The organism is Pseudomonas sp. GW821-FHT07F01, assembly GCF_059418825.1.
Genome location: NZ_JBWKQO010000002.1, coordinates 259,156 through 278,717 on the forward strand (window position 1 = coordinate 259,156; position 19,562 = coordinate 278,717).

15 protein-coding genes are annotated in these 19,562 nt (G+C 65.0%); 8 read left to right on the forward strand and 7 right to left on the reverse strand.

The window, feature by feature from the left end:
• Positions 1 to 104: 104 nt before the first annotated feature.
• Entirely contained in the window at positions 105 to 1,061 is a 957-nt protein-coding gene (locus AC07R1_RS07435) for a LysR family transcriptional regulator (protein WP_015635988.1), read from the reverse strand.
• A gap of 126 nt (positions 1,062 to 1,187) precedes the next feature.
• Here AC07R1_RS07435 and AC07R1_RS07440 point away from each other — a divergent pair, with 126 nt between their 5' ends.
• The 5 genes from AC07R1_RS07440 to AC07R1_RS07460 all read left to right on the forward strand — a co-directional run bounded on the left by AC07R1_RS07440 (position 1,188) and on the right by AC07R1_RS07460 (position 8,501).
• The gene (locus AC07R1_RS07440) at positions 1,188 to 2,939 is read left to right on the forward strand and encodes a DUF1302 domain-containing protein (RefSeq protein WP_236203812.1); all 1,752 of its coding nucleotides are present in this window, start codon (positions 1,188 to 1,190) and stop codon (positions 2,937 to 2,939) included.
• Positions 2,940 to 2,973: 34 nt separating this feature from the next.
• A complete protein-coding gene (locus AC07R1_RS07445) occupies positions 2,974 to 4,335 on the forward strand; it encodes a DUF1329 domain-containing protein (RefSeq protein WP_495110355.1) in 1,362 nt (453 codons plus the stop codon).
• Positions 4,336 to 4,445: 110 nt separating this feature from the next.
• Entirely contained in the window at positions 4,446 to 5,750 is a 1,305-nt protein-coding gene (locus AC07R1_RS07450; RefSeq protein ID WP_015635991.1) for an MFS transporter, read from the forward strand.
• A gap of 50 nt (positions 5,751 to 5,800) precedes the next feature.
• Entirely contained in the window at positions 5,801 to 6,973 is a 1,173-nt protein-coding gene (locus tag AC07R1_RS07455) for an amidohydrolase (RefSeq protein WP_065364731.1), read from the forward strand.
• An 88-nt stretch (positions 6,974 to 7,061) separates the two neighbouring features.
• Positions 7,062 to 8,501 (forward strand): amidase, encoded by a 1,440-nt coding sequence (locus tag AC07R1_RS07460; RefSeq protein ID WP_495110356.1) that lies wholly within the window; start codon positions 7,062 to 7,064, stop codon positions 8,499 to 8,501.
• Between the two features lie 29 nt (positions 8,502 to 8,530).
• Here the strand turns inward: AC07R1_RS07460 and AC07R1_RS07465 are convergent, their stop codons facing one another.
• Positions 8,531 to 10,459: a hybrid sensor histidine kinase/response regulator gene (locus tag AC07R1_RS07465; RefSeq protein ID WP_495110357.1), complete on the reverse strand. Its 1,929-nt coding sequence runs from the start codon at positions 10,457 to 10,459 to the stop codon at positions 8,531 to 8,533.
• A 242-nt stretch (positions 10,460 to 10,701) separates the two neighbouring features.
• Between AC07R1_RS07465 and AC07R1_RS07470 the strand changes: the two genes are divergently transcribed.
• The 3 genes from AC07R1_RS07470 (at position 10,702) to AC07R1_RS07480 (ending at position 15,014) form a co-directional block, all read left to right on the forward strand.
• Entirely contained in the window at positions 10,702 to 11,799 is a 1,098-nt protein-coding gene (locus AC07R1_RS07470; protein WP_220222813.1) for a carboxynorspermidine decarboxylase, read from the forward strand.
• Between the two features lie 30 nt (positions 11,800 to 11,829).
• Entirely contained in the window at positions 11,830 to 13,074 is a 1,245-nt protein-coding gene (locus AC07R1_RS07475; RefSeq protein WP_011061818.1) for a saccharopine dehydrogenase family protein, read from the forward strand.
• Positions 13,075 to 13,274: 200 nt separating this feature from the next.
• On the forward strand, positions 13,275 to 15,014 hold the full coding sequence (locus AC07R1_RS07480; protein WP_011061819.1) for a dipeptidase: 1,740 nt from the start codon (positions 13,275 to 13,277) through the stop codon (positions 15,012 to 15,014).
• Positions 15,015 to 15,069: 55 nt separating this feature from the next.
• On the opposite strand, the gene AC07R1_RS07485 is transcribed toward AC07R1_RS07480, so the two are convergent.
• From AC07R1_RS07485 to AC07R1_RS07505, 5 genes are read right to left on the reverse strand one after another with little or no spacing between them, the layout of a single operon-like run.
• Entirely contained in the window at positions 15,070 to 16,035 is a 966-nt protein-coding gene (locus AC07R1_RS07485) for a fatty acid desaturase family protein (protein ID WP_011061820.1), read from the reverse strand.
• A complete protein-coding gene (locus AC07R1_RS07490; protein WP_346624355.1) occupies positions 16,022 to 16,645 on the reverse strand; it encodes a phosphatase PAP2 family protein in 624 nt (207 codons plus the stop codon). Before AC07R1_RS07490 ends, AC07R1_RS07485 begins: the two co-directional genes overlap by 14 nt.
• A 51-nt stretch (positions 16,646 to 16,696) precedes the next feature.
• On the reverse strand, positions 16,697 to 17,788 hold the full coding sequence (locus AC07R1_RS07495; protein WP_495110358.1) for a glycosyltransferase family protein: 1,092 nt from the start codon (positions 17,786 to 17,788) through the stop codon (positions 16,697 to 16,699).
• On the reverse strand, positions 17,785 to 18,519 hold the full coding sequence (locus AC07R1_RS07500; RefSeq protein WP_495110359.1) for a hypothetical protein: 735 nt from the start codon (positions 18,517 to 18,519) through the stop codon (positions 17,785 to 17,787). Before AC07R1_RS07500 ends, AC07R1_RS07495 begins: the two co-directional genes overlap by 4 nt.
• Positions 18,516 to 19,538 (reverse strand): hypothetical protein, encoded by a 1,023-nt coding sequence (locus AC07R1_RS07505; RefSeq protein ID WP_495110360.1) that lies wholly within the window; start codon positions 19,536 to 19,538, stop codon positions 18,516 to 18,518. The genes AC07R1_RS07500 and AC07R1_RS07505 overlap by 4 nt, the downstream gene beginning before the upstream one ends.
• Positions 19,539 to 19,562: the final 24 nt, after the last annotated feature.

A 19,562-nucleotide genomic window follows, 5' to 3' on the forward strand; every position in this document is an offset into this window, starting at 1 on the left:
TGGACTCGGCTTCCTCGCCTGCTTTTGCCTTGCCTGATCTTTGCTCGGCGAGTTTTCGTACAGATCTTTGGGGCGGCCGGTTGAGCCCCCCCGGCACCCGCGGTTCAAGCACCCGGGAATGTCGACAGCCCGGCACTCCCCGGGGCTTCGCTGACGATCATGTCCACGGCTTGCTGGGCAATCGGTGAAAGCGTGCGTCCGGCATGGGTCACCACGGCGTAGCGGATGGTCAGCACATCCGCCGGCCAGGGCGGCTGTATGAAAGGTGCCAGGTCCACCAGCAACCCGTTGTGCAGGTCCTGGTCGAGCCACGAGCGCCAGGTCAGGAGCAACGAGTCGCTGCTCAGGGTGGTTTCGCGCAACAGGTTCAGATCGTTGGAGCTCAGGGTCCAGGGCAGCAAGGTGCCAGGCGCCAGATCGAACAGGGCATACAGCGAAGCTTCGTTGGACGGCGACACGCCACTCCACTGGTAGTCGAGGATCTGGGCACGGGCAATCGGGCCTGCCTGGCGGGCCAGGGGGTGATCGCGGCGACAGAACACCGAGGCCGGCTGAGGCGGCAGATGGGTCACGGAAAAGCGCGGGTCGATTTCCTCGCCCGACTTGAGGCTGGCGACCACGAAATCCAGTTGCTCGGTTTCCAGCAGGTGGCACAACTGATTCCAGTACCCGACCTGGACATTGAGCACCAGCCTGGGGACCTGTTTGCGCAACCTGATGAGAATATCGACGGTGTTGAGCGTGGCCGCCATCGGGTTGATGCCCAGGCGCAGTTCCCCACCTTCGGCGCCGGCAATATCGATGGCTTGCGCCACCAGCTTCCTGGCGCAACCGAGCAGCTCATGAGCACGCCCGATCAACTGCTGCCCGGCAGCGGTGAGCATCACCGTGCGCGTATCACGATCGAAGAGCCGAACGCCCAGGTCCGCTTCCAGCGACTGGATGCTGCGGCTGAACGCCGTCTGCGACAGGTTGGCCCGAGCCGCAGCGCGGGAAAAATGCAGTTCCTCACTCAGATAGACCAGATGGCGCACACGTTTCAGATCGATTAAGTCGTTCACTGCATTAATCAAGCCCTATCTTTGCATTGGACACTCTTAACACGCTCCCAGAAGATTCTCCACCACCAGCATCGCCCGGCAGACAACACGTACTGCCTCCAATAAAAAAAACGATGGGGAAGTTCTGTGGCGCACCAATTCCAGCTTGATCCATTCCGCTTACTGGGCCTGCCAACGCTGCTTGCACTGAGCATCAGCGCACCTGGCCAGGCCGCTACCTTCGACATCGGCGAGATCCAGGGGCAATTCGATTCTTCGTTGTCCATTGGCGCCAGCTGGGCACTGCGCAACCCGGACCGGGCCTTCATCGGCACGTGGAACGCAGGGCACGCTTCAAGCCAATCCTCCGACGACGGCCGGCTGAACTTTCGCAAGGGCGAAACCTTCTCGAAGATCTTCAAGGGCGTGCACGACCTGCAGCTCAGCTACGGCGACAGCGGGCTGTTCCTGCGGGGCAAGTACTGGTACGACTTCGAGCTCAAGGACGAGAGCCGGCGCTATGTGCAGATCAGCGATGAGCATCGCAAGGAGGCCGCCAAGTCCTCGGGCGCGCAGCTGCTGGACGCCTTTGTCTATCACAACTATTTCATCGCCGATCAGCCCGGCAATGCGCGCCTGGGCAAACAGGTGGTCAGTTGGGGGGAAAGCACCTTCATCGGCAATGGCATCAACGTGATCAACCCGACGGATGTCGCAGCCTTCCGGCGCCCGGGAGCCGAAATCAAGGAAGGCCTGATTCCGGTCAACATGCTGTTTTTGTCCCAGGGGCTGAGCGAAAACCTCTCTGCCGAATTTTTCTATCAACTGGAATGGGACCAGACCGTCGTCGACAATTGCGGGACCTTTTTCGGCTCCGACGTGATGGCCGATGGATGCAATACCCGCATGGGTTTCTCGCCCCCCTGGGACCCCAATGGCCAGTATCACTTCACCCGGGGTGGCGACCGCGACGCGCGGGACAGTGGCCAGTTCGGGATGGCCCTGCGCTGGCAGGTCGAGGCGCTGAACAACACCGAGTTCGGCCTGTATGCCCTGAACTACCACAGCCGCGCGCCTTTCCTCGGTGGCACGGTCGGCACGGCCCCCTTCGCGGTTAAGCCTGGGACCAGGGCATCGAGCGCCGAGTACTTCATCGAGTACCCGGAAGACATCCGCCTCTATGGCCTGAGCTTTGCCACCACCCTGGGCACCACTGCGGTTTCCGGTGAACTGAGCTACCGGCCGAATATGCCGCTGTCACTCAACGGCAGCGACGTGACCATTGCCGCGCTCGCCGGCCCGATGGCGGCCGATCTCGGTGCGCCGATCTTCACCAGCGGCTTTGCGCAGCCAGTGCCAGGCGAGAGCTTCCACGGTTATGTGCGAAAGCCGGTGACCCAGGCGCAAATCACCCTCACCCATTTCATCGACCAGGTCTGGGCCGCCGAGCGCCTGAGCCTGATTACCGAGATCGGCTACAACCACCTGGGGGATATCAACAGCAACGCCTTGCGCTTCGGCCGGGACAGTATCTTCGGCAACGGCGAACTGCCCGACAACCGCAATTGCGCGCTGATGGCCAACCCGGTCAACCCGCAGAACTGCAACAACAAGGGCTTCTACACCGCCAATTCCTGGGGTTATCGCGGCCGCGCCATCCTCGACTATCAGAACGTGATCGCCGGGGTGAACCTCAAGCCCAGCCTGTCCTGGTCCCATGACGTGCAAGGCTACGGCCCCAACTTCAACCAAGGCAGCAAGGCCATCAGCCTCGCCCTGGATGCCGACCTTCGCAATACCTACTCGGCGAGTCTTTCCTACACCGATTTCTTCGGTGGCGCCTACAACACTTCGACTGATCGCGACTTCGTCGCCCTCAGCTTCGGCGTGAGCTTTTGAATCCGCAATCAGCAATCGAACAGGACAGGGTGCGATGAACATTTCGAAGTCGGTTTTTCACGGCAGTGCGTTGTCGCTGCTGCTTTGCACGTCGGCCATGGCCGCAGTGTCGCCCGAAGAGGCGGCCAAGCTCGAGACCACGCTGACCCCGGTGGGTGCCGAGCGCGCCGGCAATGCCGACGGCACCATTCCGGCCTGGACCGGCGGCCTGGCGAAGAATGCCGGGACGATCGACAGCGCCGGTTTTCTCGCCGACCCCTATGGCAGCGAACATGCGTTGTTCAGCATTACCGCGCAGAACGTCGAGCAGTACAAAAGCCGCCTGTCCCCGGGCCAGGTCGCGATGTTCAAGCGCTACCCCGATTACCGGATGAACGTCTACCCCACTCACCGCAGCGCCAACGTACCGCCGAGCATCGTCGAGGCGGCCCGCAAGAACGCCCTGAACACCACCCTGGTTGCCGGCGGTAACGGCCTGGAGCACTTCACCAAGGCCTATCCGTTTCCGATTCCCGGGAATGGGCTGGAGGTGATCTGGAACCACATCACCCGTTATCGCGGTGACAGCGTGAAGCGCCAGATGGTGCAGATCGTGCCGGATGTCCAGGGCAACGGCACACCCGTGACCTTTGCCCACCAGTACGTGTTGCGCGAGAGCCTCGCCGACTACGATCCGGCCAAGCCGAGCAACGTGCTGTTCTACAACAAGCAGACCGTGGTCGCGCCCGCGCGCCTGGCCGGCAACGTGGAACTGGTTCACGAGACCCTCGATCAGGTCAAGGAACCTCGCCAGGCCTGGATCTACAACGCCGGCCAGCGCCGTGTGCGGCGGGCCCCGCAGGTGGCCTACGACGGGCCGGCCGCCAGTACCGACGGCCAGCGCGTGGTGGACAACTACGACATGTTCAACGGCGCGCCGGATCGCTATGACTGGCAACTGGTGGGCAAGCAGGAACTGTACATCCCCTACAACAGTTACAAGCTCGATTCGCCCACGCTCAAGTACGCCGAGATCACCAAGGCCGGGCACATCAACCAGGACCTGGCGCGCTATGAACTGCACCGTGTGTGGCACGTGGTCGCGACCTTGAAACCCGGCCAGCGCCATGTGTATGCCAAGCGCGATTTCTACATCGACGAGGACTCCTGGCAGGCCGCGGTCATCGATCACTACGACGGGCGCAATACCCTGTGGCGGGTTGCCGAAGCCCACCAGCTTTCCTACTACAACAGCCAGGTGCCCTGGTACACCGCCGAGACCCTGAATGACATGGTCAGCGGCCGCTACCTGGTGCTGGGCCTGAAGAACGAAGAGAAGAGCAACTATCAGTTCGGCGTCAAGGCGCTGGAGGCCGAGTTCACGCCCAACGCCTTGCGCCAGAGTGGGGTGCGCTGAACTCGGGTCACGACGGCTCGAACAACAGCGCCTTCGCCGAGGGGGCGCCAGGACCTCGTACTGGCGGTGGGCACAGCCTCTGTGCCAACCGCCACTCTTTGGAAAATGCCATGAAAAGCACCCCCGCTCCTTCGCTACCGCTTCAATACGCGCCGAGCACAGCACCGGCAATACCCCGCGGCAACATGCGCCGGGTGGTCGTCGCCTCCTCCCTGGGCAATGCGCTGGAGATGTACGACTTCACCGTCTACAGCTTTTTCGCGGTGATCATCGGCCAGCTGTTCTTCCCCTCCGACTCCCCATTGGCATCGCTGATGATGTCGCTGGTGACCTTCGCCCTGGGTTTTGTCGTCCGCCCGCTAGGGGCGGTACTGATTGGCCGGGTGGCCGACCGCTACGGCCGCAAGCAGGCGCTGTCGCTGACCATTGCCTTGATGACCATCGGCACGGGCATCATTGCCTTTACCCCCACCTATTCCAGCATCGGGATCTTCGCCACCATCATGCTGGTGCTGGGGCGGATGCTGCAGGGCTTTTCCGCGGGCGGTGAGGTTGGCGCCGCGTCGGCCTTCCTGATGGAGTCCGGGCGCACCGACAACCGCTGCTTCATGGTCTGCTGGCAAGGCGCGAGCCAGGGCGCTGCCGCCCTGCTCGGGGCGCTTTCCGGGTTGGCGCTGACCAGTGTTCTGTCGGAGCAGGCGCTGCACAGCTGGGGCTGGCGCGTTCCGTTCATCATCGGCCTGCTGATAGGCCCGGTGGGCTGGTACATCCGCAAGCACCTGGATGAAACCCACCAGAACCCGGAGAACCCGACGCCGTTTCGCGACCTGTTGCGCAAGCACGCGCGCACCCTGGGGCTGGGCATATTGCTCATGGCCAGTTCGACGGTCACCTCCTACATGGTGGTGTTCTACATGCCGACCTACCTCACCCGGACCTTGCACTACTCCAGCAGCTTCGCCTTTTCGCTGGTGGCCTTCGCTTGCGTCCTGCTGACGGTCGTTCCCCCGCTGGCCTCGCGATGGGCTGACCGCATGCCACGGCGCAAGCCCTTGCTGTACTGGCTGTGCGGGCTGCAGATCATCCTGACCTACCCGGCCTTCATGCTGCTGGGCCTGCAAAGCACCCTGCTCTGCCTGGTGGCGGTGTCGATGCTGATCCTGCCGATGGCCATCAGCGGCGGCGCCGGCCTGGCGCTGCTGATGGAAGCCTTCGCCCGTGACGAGCGAGTCACCGGGCTGTCGATCGTCTACAGCTTCGGGGTCACCCTGTTCGGGGGGTTCTCGCCGCTGATCGTGACCTGGCTGATCGCCGTGACCGCAAGCCCGCTGGTACCTGCCTGGTATCTGTGCAGCGCCATCGTGCTCAGTGGCGTGGCCCTGCGTTTCTACCCGGAATATCCCGGCCGTCCCTGAATCCGACCTGCAACTGCCCCTCTACCTGGAACAAGGAATCCGTTGTGAACATGACCTCTCTGCAAGACCGACTGCAAGCCAGCACCGAGCGCTTCCTGAAGATCAGGCGCAACATCCACGCCCATCCGGAGCTGGGTGAAGACACCCTGGACACCGCAGCCCTGGTCACCGGCCTGCTCGAAGGCTGGGGTTATGAAGTCCACACCGGGGTGGGCGGCCATGGCGTGGTCGGCGTCCTGCGTCGCGGCTCGGGCTCCAGGACCCTGGGCCTGCGGGCGGACATGGATGCCCTGCCGATCATCGAGCGCAACGGCTTGCCCTGGGCCAGCCAACGCGCCGGGGTGATGCACGCCTGTGGTCATGACGGCCACACCGCCACCCTGCTGGCGGCGGCCGAACAACTGGCCCTGCACGGCGAGTTCGACGGCACGCTGAACCTGATCTTCCAACCGGATGAAGAAGGCCTGACCGGCGCCAGGAGCATGATGGCCGACGGGCTGTTCCGGCGCTTCCCCTGCGATGCGGTGTACGCCTTCCACAACATGCCGGGGTTTCCCGTGGGCTACGCGATCATCAAGAGCGGCGGGGTCATGGCCTCGTCCGAGCGGGTCGGCATTACCCTGACCGGCAAAGGCGGACACGGCGCCGTGCCGGAGCGCGCCGTCGATCCGATCCCGGCCCTGGCCGGCATCATCAGTGCCCTGCAAACCGTGGTCTCGCGCAACATCAGCGCCAACGATGCGGTGGTGATCAGCATCGGCAAGGTACACGCCGGAACCGCCACCAACATCATTCCCGAATCGGCCATGCTGGAACTCAGCGTGCGCACGGTTGACCCGGCGATCCGCCAACAGGTCGAGCAGCGGATCCGCACCATCGTCGAGGGCCAGGCCGCAGCATTCGGGGTCACCGCCGAGATCGACTATCAGTTGCTGGCCCCGGTCCTGGTGAACACCGTCGCCGAGACGCGACAGATGCTCGACGCCGCGCGCAAGGCCCTGGGCGACGAGAACGTGGTGGAGCAAGTGTCATTCAGGGCCATGGGCAGCGAGGATTTTGCCTGGATGCTGGACGAAGTGCCCGGCTGCTATTTCGGCCTGGGCAATGGCACCGGGGAGTTCAACGGCTGCTCGGTGCACAACGATCACTACGACTTCAACGATCAATTGATTCCCCTGGGCGCAGCGTGCTGGGTGGAACTGGTCGAGGGCTACTTGCGCTGATGCGCTTGGTTCTCGGGGTGCCCCGAACTGGGCGCCCACACACTGTCTTGTGCAGGCCAGCCCTGCACCCGCCTATCAGGACACTGCCATGCCAAACGCCACCGCCATCGCCGACATGAGCGCCATCGAGCTGCTCGGTCATTACCGTGACAAGCAGCTGTCTCCCGTGGAGGTCACCCAGGACGCACTGGCCCGCATCGAGCGCTTCAACCCGCGGGTCAATGCCTTTTGCTACACCGATCCCGAAGGCGCGCTGAACACCGCACGCGAAGCTGAAAAGCGCTGGATGAAGGGCCAGCCCTGCGGCGCCCTCGACGGCTTGCCCACATCGATCAAGGAACTGACCCCGACCCGGGGCATGCCCACGCGCAAAGCATCGATGACCATTTCGGCCGAAGGCCCCTGGGACATCGACGCGCCCGTCACCACTTTCATGCGGGAGGCCGGCGCCGTGGTGCTGGGCAAGACCACCAGCCCGGAGTTCGGCTGGAAAGGCGTGACCGACAGCCCCCTCTACGGCATCACCCGCAACCCCTGGGACACCCGCATGACCTGCGGCGGTTCCTCCGGCGGCGCAGCGGTGGCCGCGGCGCTCAATCTGGGCGTGCTGCATCAGGGCAGCGATGCCGGAGGCTCGATCCGCATCCCCGCCAGCTTTACCGGCACTTTCGGCTTCAAGCCCACCTTTGGCTACATCCCCCAGTACCCGGCCAGCGCGACGACCCTGGTGTCTCACCTGGGCCCCATGACCCGCACCGTGGAGGATGCCGTACTGCTCCTGCAGGCCATCGCCCGGCCCGACCCGCGGGACGCGCTGATGGGGGCCCCGCGACACACCCCGTGGCTGCCCGACAGCACCCACCTCAACGGCCTGCGCATCGCCTACAGCGCAGACTTCGGCTATGTGCAGGTTGATCCGCAGGTCGCTCGCCAGGTGGCGCAGGCCGTGGCGCGGCTGGAACAACTGGGGGCGATCGTCGAAGCGGTCGACCCGGGATTCAACGACCCCCTGCAACTGTTCAAGAGCGTGATCTACGCCGGCGCACAGACGCTGGCCCGGCAACTGAGCACGGCCCAGAAAGCCATGCTCGATCCGGGCCTGTTGCGCTTTACCGAAGAATGCCGCCACACCACCCTCGCCGACTTCACCGCGGCCCAGGAAGCCCGGGCGGCCTTGATGGCCCACATGAACATGTTTCACAGCCGCTACGACCTGCTGGTCTGCCCGATGCTGCCGATCACCGCGTTCGAGGCCGGCCACGACACCCCGCCCGGCAGCGCTATCGATGACTGGATGAAGTGGTCGCCTTTCAGCTACCCCTTCAACCTGACCCAGCAACCTGCTGCCTCATTGCCCTGCGGGTTCTCGGAGGCGGGATTGCCCATCGGCCTGCAGGTGGTTGGCGCGCGATTTGCCGACGATCAGGTGCTGCGGGTATGCCGGGCTTACGAGCGTGCATTTCCCGCGCCCTTTCCACAGGCCCCCATGACCGGCGCGGCCATGGCCCAGCAGGTGTCGCCGGTGTAGGGTTTGCACCCTCTTGCCGTGCGCCGCAGTCAGCCCGCCGCAGACTGCGCCAGGACCTGGGCCAGGGCGTCCCTCAACTGCGCCTGGCTGAAGGGCTTGAAGATCCGTGGCAGCTCCGGCACCGGGCCGTCCTGGCGCTGGGCATAACCGCTGGCCAGGATGATCGGCAACTGCGGGTGCAGGCGCCGCACCGCTTCGGCCAACTGGCGGCCATCCATGTGTGGCATGGCCATGTCGCTGATCATCAGCTGGATGTCCCGGTGCTGCTCAAGACACTGCAGCGCCTGGGCCCCGCTGGCGGCGCGGATGACTCGATGGCCCAGGTCCTCCAGCAGCAGCGTGGTGCTGTCCAGGACCAGGCTGTCGTCATCCACCAGCAGCACGCACAGCGGCGGGTGGTCCGGGCCCGGGGCCGGCATGGCCTCACTGCCCGGCGAACCCTTGGCCGCGCTCGCCAGGGGCAGCCACAGCTCGGCGCGGGTGCCCTGGCCCAGGCGGCTCTGGAGCACCAGGCGCCCGCCCAGTTGCTCGGCCAGGCCGTGGACCATCGACAGGCCCAGGCCGGTGCCCTTGCCCAGGCCCTTGGTGGTGAAGAACGGATCGGCGGCGCAGGCCAGGGTCTGTTCGTCCATGCCCTGGCCATCGTCGACCACCGCCAGGCAGACGTACTGCCCCCGGGCCAGGTTGCCCGTGGCCCCGCACAATTGCGCCTCGATCAGGATCGAACCGCCCTCGGGCATGGCATCCCGGGCATTGCTCACCAGGTTCAGCAGCGCCAGTTCCAGCTGGTTGAGATCAGCCTGCACCGCCGGCAGGTCCGGCGCCATCTCCACCCGCAGGGCGATCCTGGGCCCCACCGAACTGCACAGCAGGCCGCTGAGGCTGGCCACCAGTTGGCCCAGGTCCAGGGCCTGGGATTTCAACTCCTGGCGCCGGGCGAAGGCCAGCATGCGCTGGGTCAGGGTCACGCCGCGCTCGGTGCCCTGCAGCGCGTTGTCCAGCAGGCGCCGCAGCCTGGGGTCATCGCCGACCCGGTTGTGCAGCAGCTCCAGGTTGCCGCGGATCACCGTCAGCAGGTTGTTGAAGTCATGGGCGATGCCGCCGCTGAGCTGGCCGATGGCCTGGAGCTTCTGCGACTGGAACAGCGCTTCGCGGGCGACCTCCAGTTCCTTCTGCGCCTGGACCACCTCGGTGATGTCGCGGGTGATCTTGGCGAAACCGATGATGGCCCCGGAGTCGGCGCGGATCGGGTCGACAATCACATGGGCCAGGAACCGTGTACCGTCCTTGCGCAGGCGCCAGCCCTGCTTCTCGAAACGGCCTTCGCGGGCGGCGGCTTCCAGGGCCTTGCGCGGCTCGTCGCTGGCCCGGTCCTCGGCGGTATAGAACAGTGAAAAGTGCTGGCCGATGACTTCCTCTGGGGCATAGCCCTTGATCCGTTGCGCCCCCAGGTTCCAACTGCTGACCCGGCCCTGGGCATCGAGCATGTAGATCGCGTAGTCGGTCACGCTCTGCACCAGCAGGCGGAACTGCTGTTCGCTCTGTTTCAGGGTCTGCTCGGCGGCCCGCTGCTCGGTCATGTCACGGGTGACCTTGGCAAAGCCGATCAGCCCGCCGGCGCTGTCGCGGATCGGGTCGATCACCACATGGCACCAGAACCGCGTGCCATCCTTGCGCAGGCGCCAGCCCTCGCCTTCGAAACGCCCGCACTGCGCGGCACTGTCCAGCGCCCTCTGGGGCAAACCGGCCTGGCGATCCTCGGGGGTATAGAAGCAGGAAAAGTGCCGGCCCAGCACTTCCTCCTCCCGGTAGCCCTTGAAGCGCCGGGCACCGCTGTTCCAACTGGCGACCCGGCCCTGTGCGTCGAGCATGTAGATCGCGTAGTCCACCACCGCATCGACCAGCAGGCGGAAGCGATCGTCAGTGAGGGGGTGGTACGGCTCGGGCAGATCAGGCATGGCAGTTTCCGTCGGGTATTTTTTTCATCGAATCGGCGAAACGTTGCAGCGCCGCAGCATTCATCGACCGGGGCTCGGGCCAGTGTGCACCGCCTGCAGCTGTCTGTGTGGAATCGCATGCCTGGCTCGACAACGCAAGGGACAGACGGTTGACCGTGGAAAATATATTTCCGAGCTTTCGATCTAGTGGCACTGCGGGCACAATGCGTACCTTTTTGGCTGGCCCTGCCGGAGACCCTGAAATGATCAAGACGCCGTACTACCTCATCGACAAGCAGAAGCTTTTGAGCAACATGCAGAAGATCGCCTACGTGCGCGAGCAGTCCGGCGCCAAGGCCCTGCTGGCCCTCAAGTGCTTCGCCACCTGGTCGGTGTTCGACCTGATGCAGCAGTACATGGACGGCACCACCTCCTCGTCGCTCTACGAGCTCAAGCTCGGCCGGCAGAAGTTCGAAGGCGAGACCCACGCCTACAGCGTGGCCTGGGCCGACGACGAAATCGAGGAGATGCTCGCCAACTGCGACAAGATCATCTTCAACTCCATCAGCCAGCTGCAGCGCTTTGCCGACGCCAGCGCGGGCAAGGTACGCGGCCTGCGGGTCAACCCCCAGGTCAGCAGTTCGGACTACCTGCTGGCCGACCCGGCGCGCCCGTTCAGCCGCCTGGGCGAGTGGGACCCGGCCAAGATCGAGCAGGTCATCGAGCAGATCTCCGGCTTCATGTTCCACAACAACTGCGAGAACGGCGACTTCGGCCTGTTCGACCAGATGCTGACCACCATCGAGGATCGCTTCGGCCACCTGCTGCACAAGGTCGAGTGGGTCAGCCTCGGCGGCGGCATCCACTTCACCGGCGAGGACTACGCCCTGGACGCCTTCTGCGCGCGCCTCAAGGCCTTCTCCCAGAAGTACGGCGTGCAGGTCTACCTGGAGCCGGGCGAAGCGGCAATCACCCAGAGCGCCTCCCTGGAAGTGACCGTGCTCGACACCCTGTACAACGGCAAGCACCTGGCCGTGGTGGACAGCTCCATCGAAGCCCACATGCTCGACCTGCTGATCTATCGCCTGAACGCCAAGCTGTCACCAAGCGCGGGCGAACATACCTACATGGTGTGCGGCAAGTCCTGCCTGGCCGGGGATATCTTCGGCGAATACCAATTTGATCGTCCGCTGGCCATCGGCGATCGACTGTCGTTCATTGATGCGGCGGGTTACACCATGGTCAAGAAAAACTGGTTCAACGGTCTGAAAATGCCGTCCATTGTCGTGAAACAACTCGATGGCAGCATCGAGGTGGTACGCGAGTTTGGTTTCGAAGACTACCTGTCCAGCCTTTCCTGAGCGGACAGGTCACGAGGAGAAGTAAATAAATTGAAGAAGAATGTTCTTATCATTGGTGCAGGAGGTGTCGCCAAGGTGGTGGCCCACAAGTGCGCGCAGCACAACGACGAACTCGGTCGTATTGCTATCGCGTCGCGCAACATCTCCAAATGCCAGGCCATCATCGACAGCGTCAAGGCCAAGGGCAGCCTCAAACAGCCCGCTGAAATAAAAGCCTATGCGCTCAACGCGCTGGACATCGAGGCAACCAAGGCGCTGATCCGCGAGACCGAGTCGCAGATCGTCATCAACGTCGGTTCCGCCTTCCTCAACATGTCGGTGCTGCGTGCCTGCATCGATACCGGTGTGGCCTACCTGGACACCGCGATCCACGAAGAACCGGGCAAGATCTGCGAGACCCCGCCCTGGTACGGCAACTACGAGTGGAAGCATCTCGAAGAGTGCCAGCAGAAGAACATCACCGCGATCCTCGGCGTCGGCTTCGACCCGGGCGTGGTCAACGCCTATGCGGCCCTGGCCCAGCAGGAACATTTCGACCGCATCGACTCGATCGACATTCTCGACGTCAATGCCGGTTCCCACGGCAAATATTTCGCCACCAATTTCGACCCGGAAATCAACTTCCGCGAATTCACCGGGCAGGTGTGGAGCTGGCAGGACAGCCAGTGGACCAGCAACACCATGTTCGAAGTCAAGCGTACCGACGACCTGCCTGTGGTCGGCTCGCAAAACCTGTACCTGACCGGCCACGATGAAGTGCACTCGCTGTCGAAGAACCTCGACGTGCCCAACGTGCGGTTCTGGATGAGCTTCGGCGAGCACTACATCAATGTGTTCACCGTGCTGCGCAACCTGGGCCTGCTCTCCGAGCAACCGGTGAAGACCGCCGAAGGCCTGGAAGTGGTGCCGCTCAAAGTGGTCAAGGCCGTGCTGCCTGACCCGGCCTCCCTGGCCCCGGGCTACACCGGCAAGACCTGCATCGGTGACCTGGTCAAGGGCAGCAAGAATGGCCAGCCGCGCGAAGTCTTCATCTACAACGTGGCCGACCACGAAGAAGCCTACGCCGAGACCGACAGCCAGGGCATTTCCTACACCGCCGGCGTACCGCCCGTAGCCGCCGCCCTGCTGGTGGCCCGTGGCGAGTGGGACGTGCAGCGCATGGCCAACGTCGAGGAACTGCCGGCCAAGCCGTTCCTCAAGGCGCTGGACCTGATGGGCCTGCCGACCCGCATCAAGGACGAACAGGGCGACCGCCCATGGGACGCCAAGGCTTGATGCACTAGCCACGACAGGAGGCGCCGATGCAGGCGCCTCCTGCCTGGATGAATGTTTCGTTTGTGCGTCGCTTTTGCGTTTCTGTGCGACAGATCCCACTTCAGGGGCTCCCGCCCTGCTCCTTCGCAGTGTTAGCTTGGCAAGGTTTCTGACTAACAGCTCAGATAATCCTCACCCCCTGCAAAGGAATGCCCTCCGCAATGGATTTTTCTCTCAAGCACCTGGCTGCGGCCACCCTGATGCTCGCCAGCCTGTCGTCCTACACCTCGATCGCCCAGGCCAACATTACCCCGCAACAAAGCGCGGCCATCCTCAAGACCTTCAATGACGCCACGGTCACGGATTTCCGCCAGTTCCTCGGCACCCTGGCCAAGAGCCCGCTGGCCAAGAGCGACCAGCTCGCCCCGACCATCGAGGCCTTCCTGGCCAACAAGCCCCTGAACGCCGAACAGCAGAACGAGATCCACCGCCTGCTGGGCCTCTACGCCCGGATCAAGTACGGCAAGGCCGCCACCGAAACCCTGCGCGAGCTGGTGGCCATCCCCACCTTCAACATCGACGGCGTGCCGCAGTACAAGAACCCCGAGTTCCTCAAGATCGCCGCCAAGATCCAGGACCTGGCCAAGGCCTTCAACCTGAACTTTCGCAACATCGACAACCGGGTCTACGAGATCTCCCTGGAAGGCAGCGGCGATGAAGTCGTCGGCATCCACGCCCACGCCGACGTGGTGCCGGTGACCCCGGAAAACTGGGTGCTCGAAGACGGCACCCGCCTCGACCCGTTCAAGGTCACCCTGATCGGCGACCGCATGTATGGCCGCGGTACCGAGGACGACAAGAACGGCATCGTGGTAGCGCTCTACGCGATGAAGATCATCAAGGAAGAGAAGCTGCCCCTGGCGCGCAACTTCAAGCTGCTGGTGGACACCACCGAGGAAACCAGCGGCGATGCCATTCCCTACTACTTCGAACACAACCCGACGCCCAACTACAACCTGGCGCTGGACGGCGGCTACCCGGTGGTGATCGCCGAGAAAGGCTACGGCACGGTGATGGCCAGCTTCGCCCGGCGCGCCGCCGAGGGCAAAGGGGCGGAGATCACCCACCTCACCGGTGGCCTGGCCACCAACCAGATCCCCTCGACCTCGGTAGCCACCCTGGTCACCGAGCAGCCTGCGGAACTGGCCGCCAGCCTGCAAAAGGCCGGCGCCGAATATGCCAAGCAGCACGGCGGCAACTTCCAGGTCGCGGCCAAGGTGGTGGGCAAGGATGTGCAACTGACGGTCACCGGCGTCTCGGCCCACTCCTCCGAGCCCGAGTCCGGGGTCAACCCGGTGGCGCGGATGCTGGACTTCATCAACAGCCAGGACGGCAAGATCGCCTTCAAGCACAACGCCTTCACCGATGGTGCCCGCTACGCCGCCGACAACTGGGGCCTGGACTACCTGGGCAACAAGCTGGGTATCGGCTTCTCCGACGACTTCATGGGGCCGCTGACCACCTCCCTGACCCAGGTCAGCGTGGATGACAAGACCTTCAAGCTGGCGGTCAACCTGCGGGTGCCCAAGGGCAAGACCCCGCAAGTGCTGAAGGGCGAAATCACCGACAAGCTGGCGGCCTGGAGCAAGAAGACCCAGGTGGCGGTGAACATCGACACCAAGATCGCCGAACCTATGTACCGCAACCCCGAGGGTGAATGGGTCAAGGCACTGCTGGCGGTGGCCAGCGAGAACCTGGGCATGGCGCACAAGTTCGGCACCTCCGCCGGCGCCACCTCGGTGCACGAGTTGCCCAACGGCGTGCAGTTCGGCCTGGCGCGGCCCGAGGTCAAGTACACCGGCCACACCGACAACGAGTTCAAGACCGTGGAGCAGTTCCTCCTGGACCTGCAGATCGTCACCGAGATGGTCGGCCGCATCGGCCAGTTGCCCAAGCTCTGACCGCCCTCACGGGCCCGCCACCCATGGCGGGCCCGTTCTCCCCTTCCTCCACGCCTCAGCGCGCCGATGACCTCCAGTCGGGGTCGCTGACATCTCGCAGTACCCCGCCATACCCCTGGTAGAGGTTGCCCTCGGGCAGCAACTGCGCCGTGGCCAGTTGCCGGTGCAGGCCGCCCAGGTGGTAGAACGGCACACGCACATAGAGGTGATGCTCGATGTGGTAGTGGATGGCGTGGGGGCCGAACAGGAAGGTCTGCACGCTGGGCCGTACGATGCTGCGGGCGTTGCGGCTCTGGTCGGCGGCAACCGGCAGGCCGGCATGCTCCATGATGGCTCGTACCCGGCCCAGCAAGGGCAGCAGGGTAATCGCCGGCAACAGCCACAACCCCAGGTACAGCCAGGGGTGGCCGCTCCAGGCCAGCAGGCCGAACAGCAGGCCGTTGCTGACCAGCATGGACAGCACTTGCGCCAGGGCCTGGCGCGGCGACTTGTCGACCCGGGGCATGATCGCGCGGTAGTCACCCCGGGCGAACCTCAAGGCACTGATGAAGTAGCCCACCCCGCACAGGTCCGCCAGCAGGCGCAGGGCCAGCTTGCCCCGGGGCAAGGGGTAATCCCCCAGGCCGAAGACCGCCACCACCGGGTCGTCATGCTCCATCGGATGCAGGTGATGCTTGAGGTGGCCGGCGCGGTAGGTGCAGAGGGACAGGAACAGCGGGCCGGCGGCCAGCCACTGGCCCAGCCGATCATTGGCTTTCTGCCCGCGCAGCAGCAGGCCGTGGGCGCTCTCGTGCATCAGCACCGCCAGCGCCAACTGGCTGCGGGCGATCAGCAGCGCGGCCAGCAGGTAGATGACGGGGTGCGGCCAGAGCGCAGCGCAGGCGAATGCGGCGGCGATCAGCCCCCAGTCGGCCAGCAGCGCCAGGCCACCGATCCAGGGCTTGAGCAGGAACAGCCCGGCGTCGGGGGCAAAGGCACGCAGGGCCCGATTCTCTCCGGCACGGGGTTCAGGCTGGGACACGGGCAGGGTTTCCTTGTCGTTGGGTGGCCAGGGCACAGGCCAGGGCCAGGAACAGGCCGCCCGCCACATCGATCAGCGTGTGCTGCTTGAGGGTCAGGGTCGAGAGGCAGATCAGCAGGCCGATGACAGCGCTCAGCTCTTTGCAAGGGCGGCGCCAGAGCGCGCGACAGGCCAGGCAGGTCACTGCCACATGCAGGCTGGGAAAACCGTTGCAGGCCAGGTCCAGCTGCCACATCCGGCCCAGCCGCTGTTGCAGGAAGCCATTGTCGAGGGCGGCGATATCCGGCCTCGGCACATATTCGGGGAACAGCCAGAAGCACAGCAGCCCAACGGCGAAGGCCATGCCGGTGGCGTTGCGCATGGCCCTGAAGCCCTCTTGGCTGGCATAGGCCGCCGCCAGCAGCACAAAGGGAAAGAACAGCACATAGACGAACCAGGACTGGGCGATAAAGGGGATCAGCTCATCCAATGGCGTGACCCAGTTGTAGCGCGGCGTCACCAGGCGCTGCAGACCCATGAACGCGCCCAGCCCCAACAGCAGGGCGAACACCGCAGCCAGGGCCTGCCGAAGGTTGGCGGCGGCTATCAGGCGCTGCAAGGTGCCGGTCATGGCTGCTGGCCCGGTGCGGGCATGCAGCGGTGACGACTCACGGCCGCGCCCTCACAAGCCGAGCAAGCGGCTGGCCCAGGCATCGATCCGTGCCTGGGCCCGCTGGTTGCCCAAGATCACGTCGGGCGCTGGCGCCGCCGCGCTCAACTGCCGCGCCGCCTCGGCCACCTGACGGCGAAAATCGGCAGGGTCGCCGCGCCAGGTCACCACCCGGTGCAGCAACTGCAATTGCCGGGCCCGGGCGGCGTTGCGGGTCTGTTCCGGCTGGTCGCTCACCACCAGGATGATCGGCCGCTGGTAGACCCGGGCGATGGACAGCGCCGCCATGCCCGGTGCCGAGACCAGGAGTTGCGCCCGGGCAGCGCGGCTGGCCCAGAGCGGATCGACCTGCAGCCAGCCGCTGCGCCCGGCATACCCCTCGCCCACGCGGTGAGCGTCCAGGCCGGCATCCTCCAGGCCACGGCTCAAGGCATCGGCCAGGTCGGGCTCACGAAAATGCGGGTTGAGGTACACCGCGGCGCCCACGGCGGCCTGTTCCGGCAAGGCTTCGGCCAGGGCCACCGGGGTCGGCAGGCGATACAGTGCCGGGGCCTGGGTATCGTCGACTTCATAGGCGAAATCGTGCTCGATGCGCGCCCGCGCCGTATCGATCTGGCGCCCGACAATCCAGCCGAACAGGCGCCCGAACTGGCGCGGCCACATGCCGGCAAAGTTGTTCAGCAGCGCCACCTTGAGGCTGGCCCCGTACACGTGCACCACCTGGCGCCGCCAGCCCGGGAGCATGCCCATGTAGAGCAGCGCCGGGTGGAAGGAATCGTTGATCACCAGGTCCACGCCGCGCAGCCGGCGCCGCAGTTGGAGGATGTCCCGCAGCATGCGCCCGGGGCGGAACAGGTAGTGGGCGACATTGCGGTTGGTGGCCTGGCGCAGCATGTTCTGCTGGCTGTCGAACTGCACCGCGTAATGCAGCGAGAGAATCTGCGCCGCAATGCCGAAGCGCTGCAGGAAGTCCTGCCCCTGCTGCGAGGTGGTCAGCACCTCGACCTCGGCCCCGGCCGCACGCAAGGCATGTACCAGCAGTTGGGCACGCATCAAGTGCCCACGGGCATCGGCGGTCGCCAGGTAAAGAATCCGTGCACTCATCGCCCCACTCGGCCCCGACCACCGAGCAGCCAGCCGGCACCATACATCGCCAGGGCACCGGTCACGCCAAAGCTCGCATCGACGCGGCGAATGTCCTTGAGCAGGCGCGCCAGATGGCCCGCCTCATGGGGCGCCACGATGCGCCGCAAGGTGTTCTGGCACAGGCACACGTGGGCTTTCTCGTCGGCCAGCACCCGCGCCAGCAGCGGATACAAGCCATGCCCGGCATCCAGCACCGCACAATGGCGGGTCAATACCCGCTCGGCCATCTGCTCGGCACACAGCCCGGTGGCATAGGCTGGCACCAGCAGGCCCTGTTCGAAATGCCCCGCATAACGACGGGCCAGGCGCTGCCAGCGCTGGATCTTGCGCCGGCTCAGCCAGTCCGGCTCCAGGCGGGCTTGAGCGTCGTCGCCCCGCTCGCGCAGGGCCTCGGCAAACAGGGTCACGTGGCGCTGCTCATCGGCTAGGTGCTGTGCTACCTGCCGTTCGAGCCAGGGTGGCGACTGCGGCAACAATTCATCGAGCAACGCACGCTCGGTGGCGTCTTCACCGGCCAGGTACATGCGCAACAGCAGGCGTTCGCCTCGCGGGCTGCGGTGCAGGCGCAACAAGGCGGCGCGTTTGATGCGGTCCACCAGCCGCGCCTGCAGCGCCCCCAGGCCCTGGGGCCGGGGCATGCTCAGGCAGTCGAAGTTGGCCTCGCCGGCAACCGCTTGCCCCGCATTCATTGCACGGGCTGCGCGGCGCTGGCGGTGGCCGTCCTGGCCCCGTGCGAATGGCGCTGCCAGGCCAGGATCAGGCCGATAAAGCTGTCACGCATGAAGGCCGTGCCGCTGGCCGCAGCGCCGGGAAAGCTCTCCTCCTGGCCGTTATAGCGCAGGTAACCCTGGCCGTTGACCGCACCCAGCTCCAGGCTGTCGCTCTTGTTCAAGCCCCGCTGACGCACCTCCCTGAGCAACGGGCTGTCCTCCAGCGCAAAGACAAACAGCTGGCGCTGTACCACCCACAGCGGGATCTGCCCGCTCAGGGCCTGCAGGTCGAGGTTCCAGGTGCCCTGCTGCAGCACCTGCTCCAGCGCTTCGCTGCCCGGCTGCCTGGTACTGAAGCTGGCACGCATCAGCGACTTCGACACTCGGCCGACGCCCAGGCCGATGGTGATGTCGCCCGCTGTCGGGTGCTGCGCATCGCTGGGGCGCACCACCACGAAATAACTGGCCAGGCGCGCCGCGATCGACGGCTGGGCCAATACGTTGCGCGCCTGTTCGGGGCTGAACAGCACGCGCTCACGGGTGCCTTCACGGACGCTGATCTGATAGGGATCGAGGCTGATGTCACGGAACTTGCCACGCACCGGTGCGTGCACATAGGTATCGGATTTCCACACCTTGCCCGAACGGCGCAGCAGCACCTGCAGGCTCAGGGGCACACGCTGGCCGTCGCTGGCGATGCCGCTGCCGTGCAGCAGAATGTCGCCGATCACGGTCTTGCTGTCGTGGTTGCTGTCGGCGTCGATGACGATGGCATGGGTTTGCCGGTCGACACTGGCCCGCGCATCACTCACGTCCAGGGCGATGCGGTTGCAGTCGAGGTTGCTGGAGGCGAACGTGGCGCAGCCACTGTCCGAAGCGAAGTGGTACACCCCGCGACCGGCGAACTCGCCGGGAGCGGCCTGGGCCTGGGCACCGAGTGCCAGCAAGGCCAGGCACGCCAGGGAACGGCCGAATGAGGCAAGAGAAGGGTTCTGCATGGGGACTTCCTCTGGGCACGCGAA